The following is a 23,599-nucleotide window of genomic DNA, read 5'->3' on the forward strand; positions in this document are numbered from 1 at the left end:
CGTTTTCGCCTTCCAAAGCAGCCGTTTCTTTCGGCTGCTTTTTTTATGCCCGTGAGGCCCGCCCGGCCTACCAGAGCCGCAAAAGGCGTGCGGCTCAGCCGGATTTATTGCCTACTTTTGGCCCTTCTCTGACTAAGCATCTATGCGTAATTACAAAAGCCTGAACAATCTGGTCGGCTGGTTGGTGTTTGCCATTGCCACCGTCACCTACCTGCTCACGCTCGAACCCACGGCCAGCTTTTGGGACTGTGGCGAGTTCATTGCTTGTTCCTACAAACTCTTGGTTCCGCACCCTCCGGGGGCACCTACCTTTCTGCTGCTAGGGCGCATTTTCTCGCTCTTTTCCTTTGGTGATGTCACGAAGGTATCGGTGTTGGTAAACACGTTATCGGCCCTGAGCAGCTCCTTTACCGTGTTGTTTCTGTTCTGGTCCATCACCATGTTGGCTAAAAAGCTGGTGCTCAACCGGCCGGGCATGCACGACGATCGCGGCCTCGAACCAACATTCGGCCAAACTCTATTGGTCTTGGGCGCCGGGGCCGTCGGGGCATTGGCTTACGCCTTCTCCGATTCGTTCTGGTTCAATGCCGTTGAAGGCGAAGTATACGCCATGTCATCGCTGTGCACCGCAGTTGTGGTCTGGATCATGCTCAAGTGGGACAACCGCGCCGACGAAGCCGATTCGGACAAATGGCTTATCCTAATTGCCTATGTAATAGGCCTTTCCATCGGTGTACACTTGCTCAACCTGTTGGCAGTACCGGCCTTGGGCTTTATCTACTACTACCGTCGTCACGCTAACCCCACACTCTTAGGTGGCATCATCACCTTGGTGGTGAGCAGCGTAATTGTCGGGCTGATACTTGCTGGCATCATTCCGGGATTGCCGTCGCTGGCGGGCTGGTTTGAGGTGTTTTTCGTCAACAGCATCGGCTTGCCCTTCAACTCCGGCCTGATCTTCTTCCTGCTGTTGTTCATCGGGCTGCTTTGGTTTGGTTTCCGCTATTCGTTCCACACAGGCAACCGCTTGGTAAACACGGCCATGCTCTGCTTGGTATTTATTCTGATCGGCTATACATCGTACCTAATCGTGCCGATCCGGTCGAGCTACCACCCAACCATCAACGAGAACGATCCAGAGGATATTCTGTCGTTTGTAAGCTACCTAAAGCGCGAACAATACGGCGACCGTCCGCTGCTTTACGGGCCGCAGTTCAACGCCCAGCCTATTGATCAGGTGGAAGGAGCGCCGCGTTACGTGCGCAAGGGCGATAAGTACGTGGTAGCCGAGCGTCGCTTGGAAACCATCTACCGCGACGAAGACAAAATGCTGATCCCGCGCCTCTACAGTTCGCAGCCCGATCATATCTACAACTACAAGAAATGGGTTGATATTCAGGAGGGTGTGAAACCGACAATGGGCCAGAACCTAGCATTTTTGTTCCGTTACCAGATCGGGCACATGTACTGGCGCTACTTCCTGTGGAATTATGTGGGACGCGAAAGTGACATCCAGCAAGCCGGCGTAGTCTGGCCCTGGGACGCGAGCAAAAACGGCCTTCCCGAGCGCGTGGCCGATAGCAAAGCCCGCAACAACTTTTACGCTATCCCCCTGATTCTGGGACTGATAGGTTTATTCTTCCACGTTCGCCGCGACGGACGCAACGCCTTTATTGTGGGGCTGCTGTTTTTGTTTACGGGCATCGCCATTGTATTCTACCTCAACCAGCCGCCCATCGAGCCGCGCGAGCGTGACTATACATTTGCAGGCTCCACGTTCGCCTTTGCCATCTGGATTGGCCTGGGTGTCATTGGGTTAGCTGAAATGCTGCGTGCCGTTATCAAATCCGATACGACGCGCGCGGGCGTGGCCACCGTTTTGGCGTTGTTGGCCCCAGGGCTGATGGCAGCGCAAGGTTGGAACGACCACGATCGCTCCGACCGCTACATCTCCGTCGATTCGGCTAAGAACCTGCTGAACTCCTGCGCGCCTAACGCGATTCTGTTTACCAACGGCGACAACGACACGTTCCCGTTGTGGTACGCACAGGAGGTGGAAGGCTTCCGCACCGACGTGCGCGTGGCTGTATTGAGCTACCTCAACACCGATTGGTACATCGAACAGATGAAGCGCCGCAGCTACGCCTCGCAGCCGCTGCCCATTTCGATGAAGAGCGAAAGCTACACGCAGGGCACCAACGACTATTTGCCCTACGCGGCCAACCCGGCCGTGAGCGAAGTTAACTTACAGGAATTCATTCAGTTAGTTGACCAAAAAAGCCCGCTCCTACAGGTGAGCTACGGCGAAGGCGGCCCGACCCTCACCTCCTTCCCTACAAATAAGTTCTTCCTGAACGTAGACACGGCGGCGGTGGCTAGCACCGGCATCATTCCCAAAGATCGTCGCAAGCAGCTTGTTACGCGCATGGAGTGGGACATGGGCAAGCGGGCCATCGAGAAGAAGAATCTGGTAATCCTGGATATGCTGGCGACCAACAACTGGAAGCGGCCCATCTACTTCTCCAGCACGGTGTTCGCGGCCGACTTCATGAACCTGATGCCGTACTTCCAGCTCGAAGGCATGGCGTACCGTATTTTGCCCGCCAAAGATCCGAACTATGACCCTAAAGGTCAGGATGATGGGTTTGTGGAGAAGGATTTAATGTTCGAGAACCTCATGAAGAAGTTCGCGTACCGCAGCCTCGACAACCCGAAGGTATACTACGACGAAAACAGCCTGCGTTTCCCGTCCAACTACCGCGACAAGCTGGCGCGGCTGGCACAATCGTATTTGGTAGCCGGCGACAAGGCCAAAGCCAAAGAGATTGTAGATAAGAGCTTTGCGGTAATGCCCGATAAATCAATTCCTTACGACTATTATGTGCCGCAGTTTGTGCCCATCATGGTAGCAGTAGGTGAGCAGCAACAGGCTAATCAGATCATGGATTTGATGACCAGCCGGGCGCAGCAAGCGTTGGCGTACTACAGCACGCACAACAGCAGCTTGTTCGATTCGGAGATCACGATGAACCTGATTACGCTGCAAAACGTGTACCGCGCGGCCGACCAAATCAAGGATCAGCAGCGGGCTTCTAAGGCGGTGGAGCTACTCAATCAGTACTATCCGCGTCAGCAGCAATAAGCCGCACGCAGATTACGACAATGCTTAAAAAAGCCAGTTTCCGGCCGGAAACTGGCTTTTCTTGTTTTCACACGTATGTTATAGATATCCTGAACGTTGTTAGGAAAACAGTTTCGGTTGAGATATGCGCGTCAATTCAATTTTCCGGCCTGCTGTTTGGCTTGACAACTTTGCCAACGCCTCTTATAAACATCTGACAATCAATTGGTTATTTTTATCATTGGTTTGCATTACTAGCATTCTGGTAATCAACCCATTGCAAGCAGCGCCTCGCCGCAATTTTGCCTTTTTGTATCGGTTGGGGCAGCGGGTAGCTGTTGATACTCGCCGGGAGGCCGACAGCGTTCGAATTTATCTGCGCTTCCCGGAAAGCACTGTTCTGCCCCCAAAAAGGGCTTTGCACATTGCTCTTTGGAGCAGCTACGACGCCAAACGGCCGATGCGCCTAGATTCAGTTCGGCAGTCGGCTTGGCGGATACGCCGTGCAGAAGCGGCAACTTGGGTCGAGTTCTGCTTGCCCGCCGCTCGTCTTGTGCCGGGCCAAGTGGTACAAGTAAGTTCGAGCCCGGTTAGCAAGGACGAAGCCGTTGAGAATTCGGCGTGGCTGCAAGTGACTACGGAAACCCTCGGGCGCACCTTTGTGCTGACCGATTCGGCTGGTTCGCCCCTGCTGCGCCGCTACGTGCGCGTGCAAGAGCCTTTTCTGTTGGATACTTACGGTCCCGACCAACCCATTGCGACCAAGCGGTACGCGGCTACTTTCGGGGCAGCGTTGCCTCCCATGACCGACCCCAAAACGCAGCCTGCCCCGCCACCGACCTTGGGCGTTCAGGACACCTTGGCGTTCCGGGCAGGCCAGCTGCTGGTGCTGTCCACGGCCGGACTTTACAACCTGCGCACAGCCGACGGTACGTCCACGGGGCTGTTGGTTGAGGACTCTTCTTTCCCGGCGCTCACGTCCGCTGCCGAACTGATTCAGCCTCTTATTTACCTTACTACGTCCGCCGAGCGCAAAAAGCTCTACGACGCGCCCGAGCCCAAACGCGCCGTCGATCGTTTCTGGCTCGATTTGGCCGCCGGCCAACAGAGTGTGGCGAAACTGCTCATCCGGACCTATTACGGCCGCGTGGCCGAGGCCAACCAGCTCTTTTCGGCGCACAAAGACGGCTGGATGACGGATCGGGGCATACTGTACGTCGTGTTGGGTCCGCCCGATGTCGTGTATAGAAGTGCCGGCGAAGAGCAATGGGTGTACCGCAACGTGGAAGTCAGCGGCGGTACGTACGTGTTCCGCTCCAAACCCAGTACCTTTGCGGCCGAACACTATGAATTGGTGCGCCGCCCTGAGTACGAATTGCTCTGGTATGCCGCCGTCGAGCAATGGAGAAAAGGACTGATCGCCCAGACCAGCCGCTGAACGAGCGGCGGCAATACTATGATGCCGAAAATCGCCCCGTCGGCCGCGACAACCGCGGCGAAGGACGGCGCGAAAACCGCGGTGACCGCGACAACGCAAAGCCCCGGTACCAACAGCGTCCGGCCGCCGACCGCAGCATCGACATGCTGTTTGGCCTGCGTCCCATTCTGGAAGCACTGCACGCGGGACGCACCCTGGATAAGATTTTTTTGCTGCGCGGCACCAAAAACAGCGTCACGCAGGAAATCAACGAGTTAGCTCGCGAACGTACGATCCCGATATCGCTGGTTCCGATTGAGAAGCTCAACGACCTGACGCGCAAAAATCACCAAGGCGCCGTGGCATTCGTGTCGCCCATCGACTACGCGCCGCTGGACAGCATTCTGGCCGGCTTGTTTGAGGAAGGCAAAACGCCGCTTCTGCTGATTCTGGACCGCATTACGGACGTACGCAACTTCGGCTCCATCGCCCGCAACGCCGAATGTATGGGTGCCAACGCCATTGTGGTGCCCAGCCGCGGTGCCGCCCAAATCAACGGCGACGCCCTCAAAACCTCAGCCGGCGCCCTGAACCTGATTCCGGTTTGCCGCGAGTCAAATTTGAAAGACACAATCACGTTCCTGCAACAATCTGGCGTACAGATAGTTGCATGTACTGAAAAAGCGGATGTTAGTCTAGAAGCCGAATCCGTGGACCTCACCGGGCCGGTAGCCGTGCTGATGGGCAGCGAAGAAGACGGGATTTCGCCCGAATACCTCAAGCTGGCCGATTACAAGGTTCGCATCCCGATGGCGGGTCAAATCAGCTCGTTGAATGTGTCGGTGGCTAGCGGCATTATGCTCTTTGAAGTGCTTCGTCAGCGCCTGCGTAAGGCGTAGAATGCCCGAAGGCAATCCACAAATTCAGAAGCCGCATTTCAACATAAAAAGTCCTTTCCCTGCTCGCGTAGTGCGTAGCAGAGAAAGGACTTTTTATATTTTAATTTTTAATAAATATTTAGTAATCAGATAGTTATTCTAGTTGTAGCCAGCGCCTTTTTTGGCCTTTACATCCGCTACAAATTCTTTTACACGCTGTTCTTCCGTACGCTTGCAGATGAGCAGCACGTTGTCGTACTCGGCCACAATGTAGCCTTCCAGACCCTGCACCACAACCAAGCGTTCGAGAGGCGTTTTGATCACGCACTCCCGGGTATCGTAGAGCAAGGCATCCCCATCGACCACGTTGTCGTCGGCATCGTGGTGGCCCATGCGGTGCAGCGAATCCCAGGTACCGAGGTCGCTCCAGCCAAAGTCAGCAGGCAGAACGTACACATTATCAGCCTTTTCCATCACGCCATAGTCGATGCTGATGTTGCGGCAGCGCGTATAAGCGCGCGAGATAAAGTCGACTTCCTGGTCGGTACCCAGCTGTTGGGCACCTTCGTCGAATACTTCAGCGATGTCGCTGAGATAGTGATGGAAAGCATTCACAATCACGTCGGCACGCCACACAAACAGGCCGGAGTTCCAGAGAAAGTCGCCACTGGAAACGAACATTTTGGCCAACTCCAGATTCGGTTTCTCCGTGAAGGTTTTCACCTTTTTCAGGCCGCCCGCCAAGCCGCTGGTGTCGTCGTCCATAAACTGGATATAGCCGTAGCCCGTGTCGGGCCGCGAAGGCTGAATGCCCAGCGTAATCAGCACTTCGTGTGCCCGTGCGGCATCCACGGCCTGCCGAATGACGCGCCGGAACTCCTCTTCGTGCATCACCGCATGGTCGGCGGGCGTTACGACGATGGTGGCTTTGGGGTCGCGCTGCATGATGCGGTAGCTAGCATAAGCAATGCAAGGCGCCGTATTGCGGCCAATGGGTTCGCCCAAGATCTGATCGGCAGGCAAATCGGGCAGATGCTGCTGCACGAGGTCGGTGTAGTCGCGGTTAGTGACAACAAACACGTTTTCGGGCGGGCAAATGCCGTGGAAGCGATCGACGGTCAGCTGGAGCATGGAGCGGCCCACGCCGAGTACATCGTGAAATTGCTTAGGATGATGCGTGCGGCTAAAAGGCCAGAAGCGGCTGCCAATGCCGCCCGCCATCACAACGAGATAGGTATTTTCCATAACAAACGACTTAACAGCCGACAGACGGATTAGTGGAATTAGAAGGAAGAACTAGGCGCCGTAAAAATGACAATATAGGTATTATACAAGTCCTTCACGCAGCAAATCGTGCAAGTGAATAAACCCGCTGAACCGGCCACGCTCGGTTACAATGAGCTGGGTGATGTTACGGGCCTGCATGCGAGCCAAGGCTTCGGCCGCAAAATCATCCACGTCGATGGTTACGGGCGAGGGGGTCAGAATGTCCCGGGCCCTTACGTCTTCCAGCCGCGTAAAGTTGGTGAGCATCCGGCGCAGGTCGCCGTCGGTAATGATGCCCAACAGCGCTCCGTCGCCGTTGCTTAGCACAGCTGTGGCTCCTAGGCGCTTGCCCGATATTTCCAGAATAATATCCTTGAGCGGCGCATCTTCCTGAACCTGAGGCATCTGGTTTTGACGGCTCAAATCGCCGACTTTCAGATACAGCTTCTTGCCCAGCGTACCGCCCGGATGCAAGTGCGCAAAATCAGCCGATGAAAATTCGCGGCTTTCCAGCAGACACACTGCCAAAGCATCGCCCAGCGCTAGGGCTGCGGTAGTACTGGTGGTTGGGGCTAGGTTATGCGGGCAAGCTTCGCGCGTAACCGGCGCATGCAGAATGTAGTCGGCCTGGATGCCCAGGTATGAATCGGCATTCGAGACCAAGGCCGCCAGCGGGACACCTTTTCGCTTGAGCAGCGGCACCAGCACTTTTATTTCGGGCGTATCACCGCTCTTGCTGATGGCAATGACAAAATCTTCTGGCTGAATCATGCCTAAGTCGCCGTGAATGGCGTCGGCGGCGTGCATAAACAGCGCTGGCGTGCCCGTAGAGTTGAGCGTAGCCACGATTTTGCCGGCAATGTGCGCGCTCTTCCCAATGCCGGTCACAACTACCCTACCCCGTAAAGAGAGTATTGCAGCTACGCATTGTGCAAAATCGGGTGTTTGGTCGAGTGCATCGGCTACTCCCCTAACCGCTTCTGCTTCTAGCAGAAGCACTTTTTTTGCAATTGTATTGATATCGTTCTGCTGTTTCAATCTAAATTTGTCTAGATTGAGAATGCAACACCGAGGTGTTGGTGCTCAAGTCTGAACCCCAATCGAGCAAGTGAGGATGTCTATGCCAGCCGTAAAACAAGCAGTCAAGCAAGGGGCTGATCTGAAAGGCAAGTTAAAAGAAGTTTTTGGGTACGGCCAGTTCCGGGGCACCCAAGAGGCCGTAATTCAGAATATCATCGAAGGAAATAACACCTTCGTCATAATGCCTACGGGTGCTGGCAAGTCGTTGTGCTACCAACTGCCTGCCCTTGTGCTTCCTGGCACCGCCATTGTGATTTCGCCCCTGATCGCTCTGATGAAAAATCAGGTGGACCAGTTAAACGCGTTCGGTGTAAATGCTCAGTTTCTGAATTCGACACTGTCGAAGGCCGAAATGAACAAGGTAAAGCGCGACGTGATCAGCGGCGACGTGAAGCTGCTGTACGTGGCACCCGAGTCGCTGACCAAAGACGAAACCATCGACTTTTTGCAGAAGGCTACGGTGTCGTTTGTCGCCATCGACGAGGCGCACTGCATCTCGGAGTGGGGCCACGATTTCCGGCCGGAGTACCGCAAGATCCGCGGCATCATCGATAACATCGGGCAGGTACCGATCATCGCGCTCACGGCTACGGCCACGCCCAAGGTGCAGCTGGACATCCAGAAAAACCTGCAAATGGACGACGCTTCGGTGTTCAAAACGTCCTTCAACCGCACCAACCTTTACTATGAGGTGCGGCCAAAGCATAACACCAAAAAGCAGCTCATTCACTACGTCAAGCAGCACAAAGGCAAAGCAGGCATTGTGTATTGCCTGAGCCGCAAGAAGGTGGAGGAAATAGCTGAGCTACTGCGCGTTAACGACGTGAAGGCCCTCCCTTATCACGCTGGTTTGGATCCGCACGTGCGGATGTCAAACCAAGATGCGTTTCTGAACGAGGAAGCCGACGTCATCGTCGCTACCATCGCGTTCGGCATGGGCATCGACAAGCCCGACGTGCGGTTTGTGATTCACTACGATACGCCTAAAAGCATCGAGGGCTACTACCAGGAAACCGGCCGCGGCGGCCGCGATGGCTTGGAAGGCAACTGCCTGATGTTCTACAGCTACGACGACATCGTGAAGCTGGAGAAATTCAACAAGGACAAGCCCGTAACCGAGCGCGACAACTCGAAGCTGCTGTTGCAGGAAATGGCCAACTACGCCGATTCGGCGGTGTGCCGTCGTAAGCAACTGCTCCATTATTTTGGCGAAACCTTCGAGAAAGACTGTGGTTTCTGCGACAACTGCCTGCACCCGAAAGAGCGTTTCGAAGCCAAGGATGAAGTTATCATGGCGCTTAAAGCCGTGGTGCAAACCGAAGAGCGTTTCGGCTTGGATCATATCGGCACCGTACTTATGGGCATGAACAACGCCCATGTCGAGAGCTACGGCCACGATAAACTGTCTATCTACGGGCAGGGCAAAGAGCATGACGCGGCTTTCTGGCACTCGCTGCTGCGCCAGGTGCTGCTCAACGGCTTTCTGGAAAAAGACATCGACAACTTCGGGGTGGTGAAAATCACGCAGAAGGGCCTTGATTTCATCGACAACCCGCATTCCATCAAGCTCACCAAAGACCACAACTACGAGGAAGAGGTTAAGGAAGAGCAGGAGCAGGAAGAAGTGCAGCAAGCAGCCGGCCACGATGCCACGCTGTTTGAAATGTTGAAGGCCTTGCGTAAAAAAATCGCGAAGGAAAAAGGCCTGCCGCCCTACGTCCTCTTCCAAGATCCGTCGCTGAAGGAAATGGCCACCACCTTCCCGGTGAAGATGGACGACCTTTCGCACGTGGGCGGTGTGGGCCATGGCAAAGCACAGAAATTCGGACAGCCCTTCCTGGCGCTGATTCAGAAGTACGTCGAGGACAACGACATCATGACGGCCGCCGATGTGGTGGTAAAATCGGCCGTCAACAAGTCGAAAATCAAGATTTACATCATTCAGCAGATCGACAAGAAGATGGATTTGGAAGAAATCGCTTCTTCCAAAGGCATCGACATGCGGGAGCTGATTGAGGAAATTGAGCACATCTGCTACGCCGGCACCAAACTCAACCTTGATTACTACATCAACGGGGTGCTGGACGAGGAGCGCCAAGACGAAATCATCGACTACTTCATGCAGGCCAACACCGATAACATTGCGGTGGCTCTGAAAGAGCTCGGCACCGACGATTATACGGAGGAAGATTTGCGGCTGATGCGCATCAAGTTTCTAAGCGAATACGCAAACTAACTCAAGCGCATCTTCTAAATATAAAAAGAGCCGCCGTCTGTATAGACGGCGGCTCTTTTTATAAACAATTCATATTCAATCACTTACATCCAAACGTGATACACGTGTTCGACTTGCTCCAAATGAAAGCCTTCGTACTCGTAGAAACGGCAGGCAGCTTCGTTATCCAGTTGGGTCACTACGTGGAGGCGGCCGTAGCCCCAAACTTGGGCACGTTGCCGAGCAGCCACAAGCAATTGCGTACCAATGCTTTGCCGGCGCACCTTGGCATCGACAGCAAGGAGGTCGATGCTTACGCACGAATTGGGTGCTGACGCGGCAGTCAAGGGGCTCAGGGTAATCAACCCGCACACGGCGTCGGCCTGGCGGTACACCAGCACTTCGCGAGCCCTTTCGCCAGCCACTGATTGCTCGATCCAGCGGGTATAAAGCCGCTCGTAAGTCCCGGCCGCAAAGCTCGGATCGCGCCGGAAGCGAGAGAAGGCGCCGCTTTGCAGGGCCAGCGCTACGACATCAGTACTGATAGTGGAAACAGGTTCTATTGCAGGAGGAAAAAGTGTATCTATCTCACAGTCAATATCTTGCACGAAGGTTGCTTTGCGGTCGGCCAGCAACAGCCCAAGCGCGCTCGCACTAGCCGCAGATTCGTCGTCATCGGGGGCAACGCTGTAATACAGCAACCGGTAGCCCTGCTGACGCGCGACGGCCAGCAACTGTTCTAGCTCTTGGCGCGCGACCTGTGTGCCGTGCATCCGCCCAACTAGGAACCCCAAAAACTCACTGTCCCAGGCCAGCGGCCGGATGGCTTCTAACATAAGCGAGCGCTTAAATAAAAAGAAAACGGCCTGCGGAGCAACCGCAGGCCGTTTTCTCAGGAAAATGCATTTGGCACCTTAACCTAGCAATACTCTTCGAAAGCGCCTTGCAGATTGTCGACGATGCGCATCATGTCGTTGCCTTCGATGTGGTAACGCTCGATCATGTGCACTAATTCGCCGTCCTTAAACAACGCAATGCACGGCGACGAAGGCGGATAGGGCAGCATGTGCTCACGCGCCTTGGCTACGGCTTCGGTCTCCATGCCGGCAAAAACCGTCACGAGCTTCGCGGGCTTTTTTTCGGAGCTAGCCAAAGCCAGCTTCAGCGCCGGCCGGGCTTTGCCGGCTGCGCAGCCACATACGGAATTTACTGCAACCAGCACAGTACCAGCATCTTGCTGCAGCACAGAATCAACTTCTTCGGGGGTCATCAGTTGCTCAAAACCAGCTTCGACGAGGTCTTGCCGGATGGGAGCCACCATGTATTCGGGGTATGTTGCCATTGTAATGGTACAGAATGGACTGAAAGTGAGAAAACGTAAGGAGTAACTGCCCGGAGGCCCTGCAAAAATACGCAAAGTCCGGTTCTATCTTTTCGTTTCTGCTTAACCCTACCGGCCACACATTAGTTATACTACCCGTACAATTTTTTGATTGACTTGCTCTGCCATGACTTACGACCAGTTTTCGGCTTCGCTTACGGCTTCGGCACCTCCGGCCAGCTTCTCCCCTCTTTTGCGCGCTTTGTGGCACGCAGCCCGCTTAGAGTGGAAACAGGCGCACGAGTTGGCACAGGAAAATGAATCGGATGCGGCTCACAATTGGCTGCACGCGTATTTGCACCGCCTAGAAGGCGACCGAAGCAACGCGGCTTACTGGTACCGGCGAGCCAGCCGCCCTGTGTTTCAGGGAACTTTAGCCGATGAGCTTCGGGAAATGCTACTGGCGCAGCTACAGAAAGAATGATGGCTTCGACTCAACTTCAATGGTTCAGGTTTTATAAAATCCAGAATAACAATTCTTTATAAAATTATACTACCTACTAATTTTTCAACTTAAGGTTCTGGTTTCCGACAAATAAAATTACATTTAGCCTGCGTCGATGATTAGCGGCGGGAAGCTATGCGAAAACTTTTTCTTTTGGCGATAAGCTGCCTTTTCAGCTTAGCCGCACAAGCCCAGGTAGATTCTGTGCGGGCTACTACCCTGCCCCCGGCCCAACAGGCGGAGAAGCTCTACAACAGCGGAGTAGCTAAGTACAACAGCAAAAGCTACCGAGCCGCCTTGCAGGATTTTGACAAAGCGCTGGCCGCACGCCCCGATTTTGCGAAGGCTTACTACAACCGCGCCACCACGCGTTACGAGCTGAAAGAGTATCAGCAAGCCATTCAGGACTACGACCAAGCCCTGCGCCTCGAGCCGAGTTTCACTTCTTACTTCGGGCGGGCACAGGCCCGCGAAGCGCTTGGCCAACGCGACGAGGCCCAACAGGACTACACCAAAACCACCGAAACCAAAGCCGACTACGCACCGGCGTGGTATTACCGCGGCGCGCTGCGTTTTGAGAAAGGCGAGTACCAAGCTGCCCGCGCCGATTTCGACCAAGCCATCAAAGTCGATCCGAGCTACGCGTATGCCTACCACGACCGGGCCAGTGCTTCGCGCCAGCTTGGTAATTATCAGGCTGCTATTCAGGATTATAGCAAAGCCTACAGCTTGCAGCCAGACTTGCTCCCTGCCCTGCTGAACCGGGCGGCTACCAAGCGGCGAGCCGGCGATCTGAAAGGCGCCTTGGCAGATTACAATGAGTACGTGCAGAAGAAAACGGATAACCCCATTGCCTACACCAACCGCGGCAGCACGCGTTATGAAGCCGGCGATTACCGCGGGGCCGTTGAGGATTTTAGCAAAGCCGTAGAGCTCGATGCCAAGTACAGCTTTGCCTGGAACAACCGCGCGGCCGCTTATCTCAAGCTGGAAGACTACCAGAAAGCTGCGGCTGACGCCACCAAAGCCATTGCGCTGAACCCACAGTATGCCGAAGCCTACCTCAACCGCGGCCACGCCCGGGAGATGTTGCGCGAGGCCGACGGCGCCTGTCAAGATTGGCGCAAAGCAGCTGAGCTCGGCCTCGAAGTGGGAGCTACCCACGCGGCCAACTCGGGTTGTGGTGCAGAATAACGTGAGGAATTGGAAATAACCCCTGCCTACCCCAGCGGCCGCTCTTTGGCGAATTCTACCAAGAGCGACTGCTGAACAACAGCACGACATTATGTATAAATACTTGATAATCTTACTGTTACTCACACACGCGGCTTATGCCCAGGATGTGGAGTTCAGCAAGGACCGCTTCGGCAACGACAAAGACGGCCTTAAGGCGGCGTTGCGCGAGCTCAAGCAGGGTGATGAATGGTACCTAAACGACCCACCCCGCTACGAGCAGGCCCTGCCCCATTACCTAGAAGCCCAGAAGTTTAACGCAAACAACGCCGAGCTAAACCTAAAAATCGGGGACTGCTACTTGCACTCGGGCTACAAGCCGCGGGCCCTCGCGTATTTGCAGAAAGCGTATAAGCTGAACGCGGATGTTGATCCGCGAATCCACTACTTACTGGGACGTGGGCTACACTTGAATGCGAAGTGGAAAGAGGCTATTGTCGAATACAAAGCGGCGCAACCGGCTGCGGGTGGCAAGAATACGGCGGCCTTCATGACCGATATCCGCAAGAAGATTACGGAGTGCGAAAACGGCCAGAAGCTGATGCAGAAGCCCTCCCGCGTCTTTATTGACAACGCCGGCCCTGGTGTTAACTCCCCTTACGCCGATTACGGCCCCGTAATTTCTGCCGACGAGTCGGTGATCCTGTTTACGTCCCGCCGCAACAATTCGACAGGGGGGCAAAACGACCCAGAAACCGGCGGTTTCTTCGAGGACATTTACCAAAGCACACGCACCAGCACAGGCTGGTCGCCGGCCCGCAATTTGGGCGCCCCCGTCAATACCGAAGGCCATGATGCCACCGTGGGCCTGGCCCCCGACGGCCAACGCATGCTGGTGTATGTAGAAGACAACGGCGGCGACTTGCAGGAATCGAACTTGCGGGGCGCGACGTGGGGCAAGCCGCAAAAGCTCGGTTCGCGCATCAACAGCAAGTACCACGAATCATCCGCTGCCTTCACACCCAATGGCCGCAACCTATACTTCGTGAGTGACAAGGAAGGCGGCTTGGGCAGCCGTGACATCTACCAGATCGAAATTGAAGGGCGCGGCCCGGCCCAGAATGTCGGTTCGGTCATCAATACACCCTACGGCGAGGAAGGCGTATTTCTGCACCCCGACGGCAAAACGATGTATTTCAGCTCGGAAGGCCATAACTCGATGGGCGGCTATGACATCTTCAAATCGGTGTTGGAAAACGGCAAGTGGAGCGAGCCCGAAAACCTGGGCTGGCCCATCAATACCCCCGACGACGACGTGTTTTTTGTGATTTCTGCTTCCGGTCGCCACGGCTACTATTCCTCGTTCCGCGACGATGGCTTGGGCAGTAAAGACATTTACCAGATCACCTTTCTAGGGCCCGAAAAACCGCCTGTGCTGAGCCAAGAAGACCAGTTGCTGGCTTCGCGTGCTCAACCCGTGAAAGAGGCACTACTAGCCCCGCCGGTGCCCATTGCGTCGGCTCAGGTAACAATTCTGAAAGGTGTAGTAACCGACGAAGCGACTAAGCAACCACTGGAAGCCACCATCGATGTGATTGATAATCAGCGCAATGAAGTAATTGCCTCTTTCCGGGCCAACGCCCAATCGGGCCGCTACTTGGTGTCGCTGCCCTCGGGCGTCAACTACGGCATTGTGGTGCGGCAGGAAGGCTACTTGTTCCACTCCGAAAACTTCGATCTGCCCAGTGGCGCTGCTTATTCGGAAGTGGTGAAGGACATTGCGCTGAAAAAGCTGGAAGTAGGCGTCAAAGTCGTTTTGAACAACATTTTCTTCGATTTCGACAAGGCGACTCTACGCAAGGAAAGCACCTCTGAATTGGAGCGTCTGCAAAAGCTACTCACCGAAACGCCCGCGTTGCGCCTCGAGATTTCGGGCCATACGGACAATGTGGGCAATGCCGCTTACAACAAAGACCTCTCGCAACGGCGGGCGAAAGCGGTGGTTGACTACCTCATTGGCAAAGGCATTGACAAAGGCCGCCTTACTTTTGCGGGCTACGGCGATACCCAACCGGTGGCCCCAAACACTACTAAACAAGGTCGCCAACTCAACCGCCGGACGGAGTTCAAAGTCACGGGTAAGTAACTGTTGAAACAGCAAGCCCACCCGCCAAAACGTTGGCGGGTGGGCTTGCTGTTTAGCACTGGCCATAGCAAGGAAAAAGCAGTCCTTATTATATTATAAATATTTGATTAACAAATAATTACGTCATACTATTCCCCTCTATTTTATTTAGGTTCGGTATTTGCAGAGCTGGGCGTTTGCATTATTTTCTAACGAATATTCACATGCCAAGACTCTACTTTCTGTTGTTCCTGACGGGCATATTATTTTCTGCCCATGCTGGTTTGGCTCAGCAGAATTCCGATCAGTTGCGTACGCAGGCCACAGAGCTAACTCGCCAGTTAGCAGGCCAGATTTCGCTCGACGATGCCCGCACCATCAAGGTTCGCCGCCTGATTTATGATCGGTTAATCAAAGAATCGGAAGTACAGCAGCTGTATAGCAACGACCCAGCCATGCGCAGCAACAAACTACGCGAGATCGAGCACGATTACGCTCTGGAACTCAAGACGGTGGTCAACGAAACACAATTTAGTCGCTACTTGGCCCTGAATTCTTCGGCTGCGGCAGCCATTCAGCCCCCGGCTGTGGCAGTAACGCCTGCTACCCAACAAATACAGAAATCTCGCACTTCGCTTGTACCACCAGCCAAAGCCAGAATAGCCCCGCAAGCCAAACTCAAAGTCGCCCCTACAAAAGCCCTTCCTTCCAAACCCCGCGTAGGCAGCAGCATCCGTAAACCTGCTCATCAATCATAACACTAGTGCATAACCATTTGCAAATCAAATAGTTATGCACTAGTGTTTAACTTCCGCGGTGCGCAGAATATTGAGGGTTAGGGCCCACAGGTCTTCGTAAGGAATGATTTCGATTTCGGCAAATGCCTCGCCGGGCTGAGGCGCTTCGCGCAAGCGAGCCAGCCATGCCTGCCCGTGCTTTTCGCTGGCTTTTGAATCAAAATCTTTCTTCACAGTCAGTACCAGCAGCCGAAAAAAGAGCTGACTCCGCAAGGTAGCCGGGTCGCGCAAATGCGTTTGCTGGTATTTGCGCAAGCTTTCCAAGCGTGCCATTAGGGTTTCGATATCGCGCCGCCGCAGGTAGTGCAGAAACTGCAAAATCAGGATTGCCACGTTGTAGCCCTGCTTGTCGCGGCTATAATCCGGAACGGTCTGGACAAATTGGGCAAAGTGCATGGCCCGCAACGGCGACTGATCCGGCAGCACGAACTGCAGATACGCGTCGTAGAGATCCCAGCGCTGCTGCGCTGCCACCCGCTGCTTTCGATAATATGGATTTTTGCGCGCCATATTAATCAGATCGCGCGCTTGCGCATAGTTGGCAGCGTGCATGGCCAACAACAGGTAATGCTCCAGAAAATAAAACCAGTTGCCGGAAGAGTGGTGAAAATCTTGGAGGAAATGCTCGGCCAGCACCAGCCCTTCCTGCACGCGTCGGCAGCGCAGGTGGGCGTATACGCTCATGAAGTTGTTAAAGCGCTTGTCGAAGCGTTTCGCATTGATCTTGCCCTTGGCAAAGTCCTTGGCCGTGGTTGCGGTTAGGCGAATGATGCCGTCGTAGTCGCCCACTAAGCCTTGCTGAAACAACAGGCTGTTATACAAGTAGTTGAAGGTGGTAAAGCTCCCAGCTTGCTGATGCAGCTTCTCTAACTCTTTGATATGCGCCGGCAATTCGTTCAGCAAAAACCGCCGGGATTTCACCGAGTGAGCAAGAGCAATTTTGGTATCCCAGTACACTTGAGCGGCGGTTTCTTCCAACGTCAGCAGCGTCTGCAAACGCATTAGTTCGGCGCTAATGGTCTTGTAACGAGCCGGTTGACGCAACTCGGCATACAGGGTTCGTAGGGCCTGCGCACTCATGACGGCGTATTGCGTAAACTCTGCTTCCTGCGCGATTCGCAAGCATTTGCGCATCATCCGTTCCGAGAGCGTGTACTCGCCTTCTAGTTTGAGCACGTTTGCTTGGTGGTAGAGTTCCGTGCATTGGAGCTCGTATCGCCGCCAAACCGGGTGCCGAGGGTCGGTATGTTCTAGGAAGTACAGGTTGTTCAGCAACTTTTGCTGGACACGCGATTTCAGCTTCCGAAATGCTGCTTGGCTGGCCGGAGTTGTCTTTGTATATAAAAGTTTCGTAAGTTGGAGAGGAGTACAATTTGGCGACTTCTCCAGCAACCTAATAAGACGAACTTCCTTATTAGTCCCTTTCCGATCACTGAAATCTAGTAATGGTGTGACGGGTATTTTCCTCCCTGTCACAATTCGGGTTAAAATATTCAGTTCATCCATCCAGGAAACGCCTCTTTAGGTTCGTTAAAAAGCTTTGAGCTGGTAAAAGATAGGGCGGCTCGTGTCACAAAAAAACGCCTTTTTTCCTTTTCGTTGGAATTTATTGAGTTAATCTTTGTAAAATATAATTCTATAGACTTTTAGTACGATTAATGTCACAAATCAGTTTAAAAATATCTATTTTTTGATGGCTCCGCGAGGTAATGGTGCTGAAAGTAATGTGTGAACTTAATAGACAATAAATATATTATAAATTAAAGCCCGCAAAGTACAAGTCTATTTTATACGGGGTTCTTCCTTTGCTTCCGCAGCGACGCAGCCCAACTTTGTGTCATTCAATTACTTGAAACACATCAAATCACCTGCGTCATGTTTGACATCCTAGCCATCGCCTTCTTTCAGCTCCTGACCCTTTCTTCGCCTTCAGCTGCCAAGACTTCCCAGACTAGCGTTGCGCCTTCCGAACAGACGTCCAACTACACCGGTGCCGGTGGCTGGGGTGGTGATTACAAAAGCGCTGAGACAGGCGCTGGCGGGTGGGGTGGTGATATCGTCCGTGCAGAAACCGGCGCGGGCGGCTGGGGCGGCGACTTCGCCCACGTTCAGACGGGTGCTGGTGGTTGGGGTGGCGATGTTGCCTACCAAGGAACTGGTGCTGGTGGCTGGGGCGGTGACCTCGCCAGCGTTGAGACCGGTGCCGGCGGCTGGGGCGGTGATGTTGCGTAGATTGTAACTAGATACCAGCTACTTCGGGTCGGCAGAAGCTTTGCTGTAGAAATCTTGGCTAAATTGCCGAGGCACTACTTGCGTTCATCTGCCCAGTAATGAAGCAACTGATTATTGCCTTGCTGCTACTGAGCGGCGTTGGACTTACGGCTTGCTCCCCTTCGTCGTCTTCAACACACGCTGTTCGTATCCGGTGGAGTTCTGATCCTCAAAATCTTGATCCGCTGGCGACTTTGACCGCCAACAGCAACGCGCTGCAAGCTAACAACTTGTTATACTGCAGCTTACTCACCGTTGACCCCAAGGAGCAGACGTACGTGCCTTGGCTGGCAGAAGCCTTGCCCACAGTAAAGCGCCAAAATTCGTTTACGTTTCTCTCCTATCGTTTGCGCAAAGCAGCGGTTTGGGACGATGGCCGTCCGGTGCAGGGTGCTGATGTGCTTTTCACGCTGAAACTCATGAACTTGCCAGGTTTGCCAAACGAAGCAGCTAGGGCTAAATTTGGTTTTATCCAGGATGTTCAAATAGATACTGCTGATTATCAGAATTTTACATTTGTATGTAAGGGCCGGTCGCTGGAGTATGTTTTGTCCTCTGGCGACTTTCCTATTTTACCCGAGCACGCGCTGGACCCGCAACGGCAGCTGCGAAGCTTTAGCCTCCGGGCGGTGCAGGCTCTCTCAGAGCACGAATCGGCAGCAAATCCTGTGTTGGCGGCTCTGGTTCAGCGTTACTCAGCTGCACAGCTTAGCCGTAACCCTTCGCGGTTGCCGGGCTGTACGGCATACAAGCTAACTGCTTGGCAAAGTGGACGTTACTTAACGTTTCAAAGGAAAGCCAACTGGTGGGGCCATAAAATAAAGCCCATCCCGCCTCAATTGCAGGCCAACCCGCAATCCATTGATTTTCAGATAATTCCGGATAACGCAACGAGCCTGCTGGCTTTGCGCCGCGGCGACATCGACATTTATCCGATGTTGCCAGCGAAAGATTTTACCCGCCTGAAACAAAGCGAGGAAAGCCAGCGCTTGGCTTTCTACACCAGTGACTCGTACGATATGGTGGCACTGGGCTTCAATACCAGCCATCCGGCGCTGCAAGATCGCTATACACGCCAGGCACTGAGCCATTTGGTCAACGTCACTTCTCTTATCCAAGGCTCGCAACAGGGCATGGCTTACCCAAGTGTAGGCCTGATTAATCCGCACGATCAGCGGTATTATAACGATAGCTTGGCTCCGGTTGCTTACGCTCCCAATCGGACGGTTGCGTTGTTGCAACAGGCTGGTTGGCGCAAACAAAGCGACAACAGTTGGGTGCGGCGTTCCAAACCCAGCGAATCCGACCAGCGCTTGAGCCTCACCATCAGCTACCGCATCAACGAGCCAGCTTTTGAAGCGGCAGCGTTGCAGTTCAGAACAGCGGCAGGCGCTCTTGGCATTCCGGTTCAGCTACAACCTACTGAGGCTACACTGATGTCGAGCAAACTTCGCAAGGGCGATGTGGACGTATATTTACGTATGCTGTACGGCAATCCGTTCAACTTCAACTTCGCTGCCATTCTCCATTCCCGAAGCATTGGCTTGGGTAATTACTCCCGTTTTGGCACTGCCGCCAGCGACCAATTGATAGATGCTATAGCCCAGGAGGAGGATTCTACGCGCAAAGCGGTTTTGCTGCGCCGTTTTCAGAAGTTGATGCAGCAGGAAAGCCCGCTTGTAGTCTTGTACTTTATGCGTAACCGGTTGGCGGCTGCCAAGCGCTTGGCACAGCTAAACGTATCGGGTCTGAAGCCCTACTATTACGTTACCACCATTATTTCGAAGACGGACCCCAGCAATTAGAGCTATGAAGCGCTACTTGCTCAAACGGCTCCTGCGGACCCTGCTTGCGGCGTGGGGTATTGTGTCAATTATCTTTTTGTTAAGCCGAACCTTGTCGGTTCCGCAGCAGCTTCAAAGCCTCTCCGACAACAGCGGGCTATCTACGCCTTCCGCTGCCGAACAACAGGCTGCCGAACGTCAGCTAATCCACCGCCTAGGGCTTGACTTGCCCTTATTTTACATTACTCTAGAGGAAAGCGTAGCTACCAGGCATTGGCGATGGCATGGCGCAGCTAACCAATACCATGTTTGGTTTAGTAGCCTTATGCGGGGCGACTTAGGCCATTCTTACCGCGACGACAGTCCGGTGCTCGAAACGATTGGCAATGCATTGCGCTACACATTGCCCCTTACGCTGGTTGCCGCGGTCGTCGCCATTGGCTTAGCAATTCAAGTAAGTACCTGGTTGGCCAAACCGGGGCGTGGGCGTCGCGCCGTTCTGACTACAATATATGCATTGGATGCGGTGCCACTTTTTGTGGTGGCATCGGCGTTGTTGCTGCTGTTTGCCAACCCGGATGCACTGCTTCTGTTTCCGGCCTACGGATTAGGTAGCCAATCTTCAGACGAAAGCAGCTTAAGTGCGCTGGCTGATTTTGCTTATCACTTGGTGTTGCCAGTGGTCAGCTTGGTGATGGTGAGCTTGCCGGGGCTGGTTGTGCAGCTCGAGGCGGCCCTGCAACACGAGCGCGGCACCGACTATGCCACTACCGCGCGCGCTAAGGGCTTATCGGAAGTACAAGTGATTTGGCGGCATACCTTTCGCAATGCCCTTCTGCCGACGCTCACGCTGATCACTGAATTTTTGCCGTCGCTGGTGGCGGGAGCTGTGATCGTCGAAATGATTTTCGCCTTGCCCGGCATGGGCCTGCTGTTAGCCGAGGCAGCGGCCACCCGCGATTACCCAGTACTTATGGGGGGCGTTGTCCTGACCACGCTGGTTCGACTGGCAGCGCAACTGCTAACGGATTGGTTGTATGTTCAGGCCGATCCGCGCATTCGTCTGCAGGCATGAGGCGCTACTGGGCTTCGCTTTCGGGGATGCAGAAGCTGGCTTGGGGCTGGCTGCTGTTTGTTGTTATTATTTCCTTCACAACTTCTTATCTACCAATACCTTACCCACCCGACGCATCGGACCAGCAATCCATTTCGGTGGCACCTTCCAGCCTTGTAAGGCCCGGAACGGATGCACCTCATTGGCTGGGCACCGATCCCTTGGGCCGCGATGTATTATCCATGCTCCTCTTCGGCGCCCAGACGACGCTGCTGGTGAGTTTGCCTGCTGCCTTACTCGCTACTTTTCTCGGTATTGCACTCGGTAGCATGGCCGGCTTCTGGGGCGACCACACGCTAAAAATCGCCGCACCCTGGTGGGTTTCCAGTGCCCTGATTTTACCAGTGGTTCTTATAGCCGTCGGATCTATACCACCTATTAGCTTATTTTATAAATCATTGATAATCATTACTTTATACGCAATACTATACTTTATCTTATCGCGTACCCCACTTGCTACCAAACGCTGGGCTCTTCCAGCCGACAGCCTGTTCTTGGGACTTGTGGCACTGCTCTCGTCAATGCCACAACTCATTTTGGTGTTGGCGCTCACAGCTGTGCTCCAACCATCGTTGGGCAGCTTGCTTTTAATCCTGATCGGTACTTCCTGGACTGCACCGGCTCGCCTGATAAGAGCGGAACTGCTGCGCGTGCGTGCGCTGCCTTTTATGGAGGCGGGGCTAGCTGCTGGCTTGCCAACTTGGCGTCTGTTGTGGCGTCATGCGCTGCCCAATGCTTGGCGTCCGATATGGGTTGGTTTCCCGATGAGTATGGCCGCATTAGTCACACTGGAGGCAACGCTCTCCTTCCTTGGCATTGGATTGCCGCCCGAAGTGCCCAGTTGGGGCCGAACGCTGGCTACCGCTCGCCTCGATACCTCTGCCTGGTGGCTGGTTCTATTCCCCGGCGCGGCGTTGGTCTTGACCGTATTGGCGCTGCGGCAACTCGGCATGAATAGGGCAATAAAATCTCCCGGTCTTGCTCAAGGCAATGTCACAAACTAACTCCACAATCGCCACACGAATCACGCTGAAACTAGACTTTTACTGAGGAGAACACCGAGCAGCACGCAATACAACCAATTATTAATCAATCAATTGCATAATACCCACAGATTGTCGAATGTGATTTTGAGGCTACCAACGCCCCTGGCGGGGTAGTCACAACTGCTGCGATATCTTCCTTTATCTCGCTATACTGCTACTATATATTTGTAACAGATAACAGCAAGAATCCTCTGAATACTGCTTGTCACAGCTCGTGATTTTATAATGAATTGCTCTTTGCTTACTCGTCGTCGTCGGAGCTTGGCTCTGGATCTGGTTTTGCTGGATATGCCCTCACGGCAACGCACAAAGACTACTGGTTGCCTGACTTTAGGCGGGGAGCTAGTGTCACCTGAGTCGGCGGAGGCAGCGCTGCGCAACGGTACCGCCATTATGGTGGGAGGATTGCTGGTAGGATCAACAGGATCTTACTTTTAAAGATAAAAAATAGGATTGAAGTTGCCGCATTACATGCGGACTGCTTCAATATCCTTAAGGTTGTTGCAATAGGTGTGTAAAAAAACCGCCGGCTTTGCCGGCGGTTTTTTTGCGTCTATGTTTTTTGTTATCAAAGCTATACATCCTGCGTTTGACGCGCCAGCAAAGCAATACCTTCCTGAAACGTATGCGGCCGATAGCCTAAATGCTGTTGTGCCTTCGAGATGATAAATCCGGTTCGAGCCGGACGCCGGGCCGGCTGGGTAAACGTGGTAGCATCCACCTCCACGATGAGCGACTTATCTAGCCCAAAGTAATCGGCTACTTGCAACGCCATTTGGTAGGGCGTGAGCAGTTCGCTGCTGCTGATGTGGTAAATGCCCGTCGCATTGTGTTTGGCTACTAACCAGCAGCCTTCGGCCAAATCTTCGGCAAGCGTGGGCGTACGGAACTGGTCGCTGACGACTTTTATCTGTTTGCCGGCCCGCAACGAGTCGCGCACCCAGAGCACAATGTTGGTACGGCCGTATTCGTGCACAATGCCATACACCAGCACCGTACGCACAATAGCCCAAGGCGTTTTGCAGGCCTGCACCGCCTTTTCAGCAGCCAGCTTGCTCTGACCGTAAAAATTAACGGGTGCCGGCACCGCCTCTTCCGTCAGCGGGCCTTCCTCGCCGCTGAAGACAAAGTCGGTGCTGACGTGTACAAAGTGAATGTGCAAGGCTTCGCAAGCCGCTATCAAGTTCTCAACGGCAGTCACGTTTTGCAGCCAGCACGCTTCCTGGTTTAGCTCACACTCGTCTACATTGGTCATGGCGGCGGTGTGGATGACGTGCGTTGGCTTCGCCTGCGCCAACACTTGCTGCACCTGCGGGCCGTTGGTCACGTCGAGGGCCACGAACTTCACGTCCGGATACAGGTCGGCAAGCTTGTTTTGCCCCCGTGAGCTGGCAATGAGTTCCGCCTCCGGATGCTCCCGAAGTAGCGCAACAAGTTTCTGACCAAGCAATCCGTTCGAGCCCGTAATCAGGATGCGCTTTTTCAT

General features: G+C 54.0%; 18 protein-coding genes. 12 read left to right on the top strand and 6 right to left on the bottom strand.

Features of this window, described 5'->3' with window-relative positions:
- Positions 1 to 142: 142 nt before the first annotated feature.
- From H9I52_RS13520 to rlmB, 3 genes are all read left to right on the top strand, one after another.
- Entirely contained in the window at positions 143 to 3,142 is a 3,000-nt protein-coding gene (locus H9I52_RS13520) for a DUF2723 domain-containing protein (protein ID WP_187454299.1), read from the top strand.
- Between the two features lie 397 nt (positions 3,143 to 3,539).
- Complete coding sequence (locus tag H9I52_RS13525) at positions 3,540 to 4,559, top strand: GWxTD domain-containing protein (RefSeq protein WP_187454300.1); 1,020 nt, start codon at positions 3,540 to 3,542, stop codon at positions 4,557 to 4,559.
- Complete coding sequence (gene rlmB, locus H9I52_RS13530; RefSeq protein ID WP_187454301.1) at positions 4,523 to 5,437, top strand: 23S rRNA (guanosine(2251)-2'-O)-methyltransferase RlmB; 915 nt, start codon at positions 4,523 to 4,525, stop codon at positions 5,435 to 5,437. Before H9I52_RS13525 ends, rlmB begins: the two co-directional genes overlap by 37 nt.
- A gap of 138 nt (positions 5,438 to 5,575) precedes the next feature.
- On the opposite strand, the gene H9I52_RS13535 is transcribed toward rlmB, so the two are convergent.
- Both H9I52_RS13535 and H9I52_RS13540 read right to left on the bottom strand, forming a co-directional pair.
- Complete coding sequence (locus H9I52_RS13535) at positions 5,576 to 6,661, bottom strand: mannose-1-phosphate guanylyltransferase (protein WP_187454302.1); 1,086 nt, start codon at positions 6,659 to 6,661, stop codon at positions 5,576 to 5,578.
- A gap of 81 nt (positions 6,662 to 6,742) precedes the next feature.
- Positions 6,743 to 7,720, bottom strand: a complete 978-nt coding sequence (locus H9I52_RS13540; protein ID WP_187454303.1) for an SIS domain-containing protein — start codon at positions 7,718 to 7,720, stop codon at positions 6,743 to 6,745.
- Positions 7,721 to 7,802: 82 nt separating this feature from the next.
- On the opposite strand from H9I52_RS13540, the gene recQ reads away from it, so the two are divergent.
- Complete coding sequence (recQ, locus tag H9I52_RS13545; protein ID WP_187454304.1) at positions 7,803 to 9,998, top strand: DNA helicase RecQ; 2,196 nt, start codon at positions 7,803 to 7,805, stop codon at positions 9,996 to 9,998.
- Between the two features lie 83 nt (positions 9,999 to 10,081).
- Here the strand turns inward: recQ and H9I52_RS13550 are convergent, their stop codons facing one another.
- Together H9I52_RS13550 and H9I52_RS13555 are read right to left on the bottom strand one after the other, a co-directional pair.
- Positions 10,082 to 10,813 carry a GNAT family N-acetyltransferase gene (locus H9I52_RS13550; RefSeq protein ID WP_187454305.1) on the bottom strand — a complete coding sequence of 244 codons (732 nt, stop codon included), beginning with the start codon at positions 10,811 to 10,813 and terminating at the stop codon, positions 10,082 to 10,084.
- Between the two features lie 83 nt (positions 10,814 to 10,896).
- Positions 10,897 to 11,319, bottom strand: a complete 423-nt coding sequence (locus H9I52_RS13555) for a BrxA/BrxB family bacilliredoxin (RefSeq protein WP_139516053.1) — start codon at positions 11,317 to 11,319, stop codon at positions 10,897 to 10,899.
- Between the two features lie 166 nt (positions 11,320 to 11,485).
- Here H9I52_RS13555 and H9I52_RS13560 point away from each other — a divergent pair, with 166 nt between their 5' ends.
- The 4 genes from H9I52_RS13560 (at position 11,486) to H9I52_RS13575 (ending at position 15,859) form a co-directional block, all read left to right on the top strand.
- Positions 11,486 to 11,782, top strand: a complete 297-nt coding sequence (locus H9I52_RS13560; RefSeq protein ID WP_187454306.1) for a hypothetical protein — start codon at positions 11,486 to 11,488, stop codon at positions 11,780 to 11,782.
- Between the two features lie 156 nt (positions 11,783 to 11,938).
- Positions 11,939 to 12,997, top strand: a complete 1,059-nt coding sequence (locus H9I52_RS13565; protein ID WP_187454307.1) for a tetratricopeptide repeat protein — start codon at positions 11,939 to 11,941, stop codon at positions 12,995 to 12,997.
- A gap of 103 nt (positions 12,998 to 13,100) precedes the next feature.
- Positions 13,101 to 15,122, top strand: coding sequence for an OmpA family protein (locus H9I52_RS13570; RefSeq protein WP_187454308.1), 2,022 nt, complete (start codon positions 13,101 to 13,103; stop codon positions 15,120 to 15,122).
- 203 nt (positions 15,123 to 15,325) lie between these two features.
- Positions 15,326 to 15,859: a hypothetical protein gene (locus H9I52_RS13575; RefSeq protein ID WP_187454309.1), complete on the top strand. Its 534-nt coding sequence runs from the start codon at positions 15,326 to 15,328 to the stop codon at positions 15,857 to 15,859.
- Positions 15,860 to 15,898: 39 nt separating this feature from the next.
- On the opposite strand, the gene H9I52_RS13580 is transcribed toward H9I52_RS13575, so the two are convergent.
- Entirely contained in the window at positions 15,899 to 17,074 is a 1,176-nt protein-coding gene (locus H9I52_RS13580; protein WP_187454310.1) for a hypothetical protein, read from the bottom strand.
- A 699-nt stretch (positions 17,075 to 17,773) separates the two neighbouring features.
- Here H9I52_RS13580 and H9I52_RS13585 point away from each other — a divergent pair.
- From H9I52_RS13585 to H9I52_RS13600, 4 genes are all read left to right on the top strand, one after another.
- Positions 17,774 to 18,130 (top strand): hypothetical protein, encoded by a 357-nt coding sequence (locus tag H9I52_RS13585; RefSeq protein ID WP_187454311.1) that lies wholly within the window; start codon positions 17,774 to 17,776, stop codon positions 18,128 to 18,130.
- Between the two features lie 98 nt (positions 18,131 to 18,228).
- On the top strand, positions 18,229 to 19,974 hold the full coding sequence (locus H9I52_RS13590) for an ABC transporter substrate-binding protein (RefSeq protein WP_187454312.1): 1,746 nt from the start codon (positions 18,229 to 18,231) through the stop codon (positions 19,972 to 19,974).
- A 304-nt stretch (positions 19,975 to 20,278) separates the two neighbouring features.
- A complete protein-coding gene (locus H9I52_RS13595; RefSeq protein WP_187454313.1) occupies positions 20,279 to 21,028 on the top strand; it encodes an ABC transporter permease in 750 nt (249 codons plus the stop codon).
- Between the two features lie 26 nt (positions 21,029 to 21,054).
- Complete coding sequence (locus tag H9I52_RS13600) at positions 21,055 to 22,071, top strand: ABC transporter permease (protein WP_187454314.1); 1,017 nt, start codon at positions 21,055 to 21,057, stop codon at positions 22,069 to 22,071.
- Positions 22,072 to 22,687: 616 nt separating this feature from the next.
- On the opposite strand, the gene H9I52_RS13605 is transcribed toward H9I52_RS13600, so the two are convergent.
- Positions 22,688 to 23,599, bottom strand: a complete 912-nt coding sequence (locus H9I52_RS13605; protein WP_187454315.1) for an SDR family oxidoreductase — start codon at positions 23,597 to 23,599, stop codon at positions 22,688 to 22,690.

Source organism: Hymenobacter sp. BT491 (genome assembly GCF_014349165.1).
GTDB lineage: Bacteria > Bacteroidota > Bacteroidia > Cytophagales > Hymenobacteraceae > Hymenobacter > Hymenobacter jejuensis.

Coding starts and splice junctions, on each gene's coding strand:
- H9I52_RS13550 (WP_187454305.1), bottom strand. CDS start 10,813: ATGTTAGAAGCCATCCGGCCGCTGGCCTGGGACAGTGAGTTTTTGGGG.
- H9I52_RS13585 (WP_187454311.1), top strand. CDS start 17,774: ATGTTTGACATCCTAGCCATCGCCTTCTTTCAGCTCCTGACCCTTTCT.
- H9I52_RS13555 (WP_139516053.1), bottom strand. CDS start 11,319: ATGGCAACATACCCCGAATACATGGTGGCTCCCATCCGGCAAGACCTC.
- H9I52_RS13605 (WP_187454315.1), bottom strand. CDS start 23,599: ATGAAAAAGCGCATCCTGATTACGGGCTCGAACGGATTGCTTGGTCAG.
- H9I52_RS13575 (WP_187454309.1), top strand. CDS start 15,326: ATGCCAAGACTCTACTTTCTGTTGTTCCTGACGGGCATATTATTTTCT.
- H9I52_RS13520 (WP_187454299.1), top strand. CDS start 143: ATGCGTAATTACAAAAGCCTGAACAATCTGGTCGGCTGGTTGGTGTTT.
- recQ (WP_187454304.1), top strand. CDS start 7,803: ATGCCAGCCGTAAAACAAGCAGTCAAGCAAGGGGCTGATCTGAAAGGC.
- H9I52_RS13560 (WP_187454306.1), top strand. CDS start 11,486: ATGACTTACGACCAGTTTTCGGCTTCGCTTACGGCTTCGGCACCTCCG.
- H9I52_RS13600 (WP_187454314.1), top strand. CDS start 21,055: ATGCAGAAGCTGGCTTGGGGCTGGCTGCTGTTTGTTGTTATTATTTCC.
- H9I52_RS13535 (WP_187454302.1), bottom strand. CDS start 6,661: ATGGAAAATACCTATCTCGTTGTGATGGCGGGCGGCATTGGCAGCCGC.
- H9I52_RS13565 (WP_187454307.1), top strand. CDS start 11,939: ATGCGAAAACTTTTTCTTTTGGCGATAAGCTGCCTTTTCAGCTTAGCC.
- H9I52_RS13590 (WP_187454312.1), top strand. CDS start 18,229: ATGAAGCAACTGATTATTGCCTTGCTGCTACTGAGCGGCGTTGGACTT.
- H9I52_RS13595 (WP_187454313.1), top strand. CDS start 20,279: ATGCGGGGCGACTTAGGCCATTCTTACCGCGACGACAGTCCGGTGCTC.
- rlmB (WP_187454301.1), top strand. CDS start 4,523: ATGGAGAAAAGGACTGATCGCCCAGACCAGCCGCTGAACGAGCGGCGG.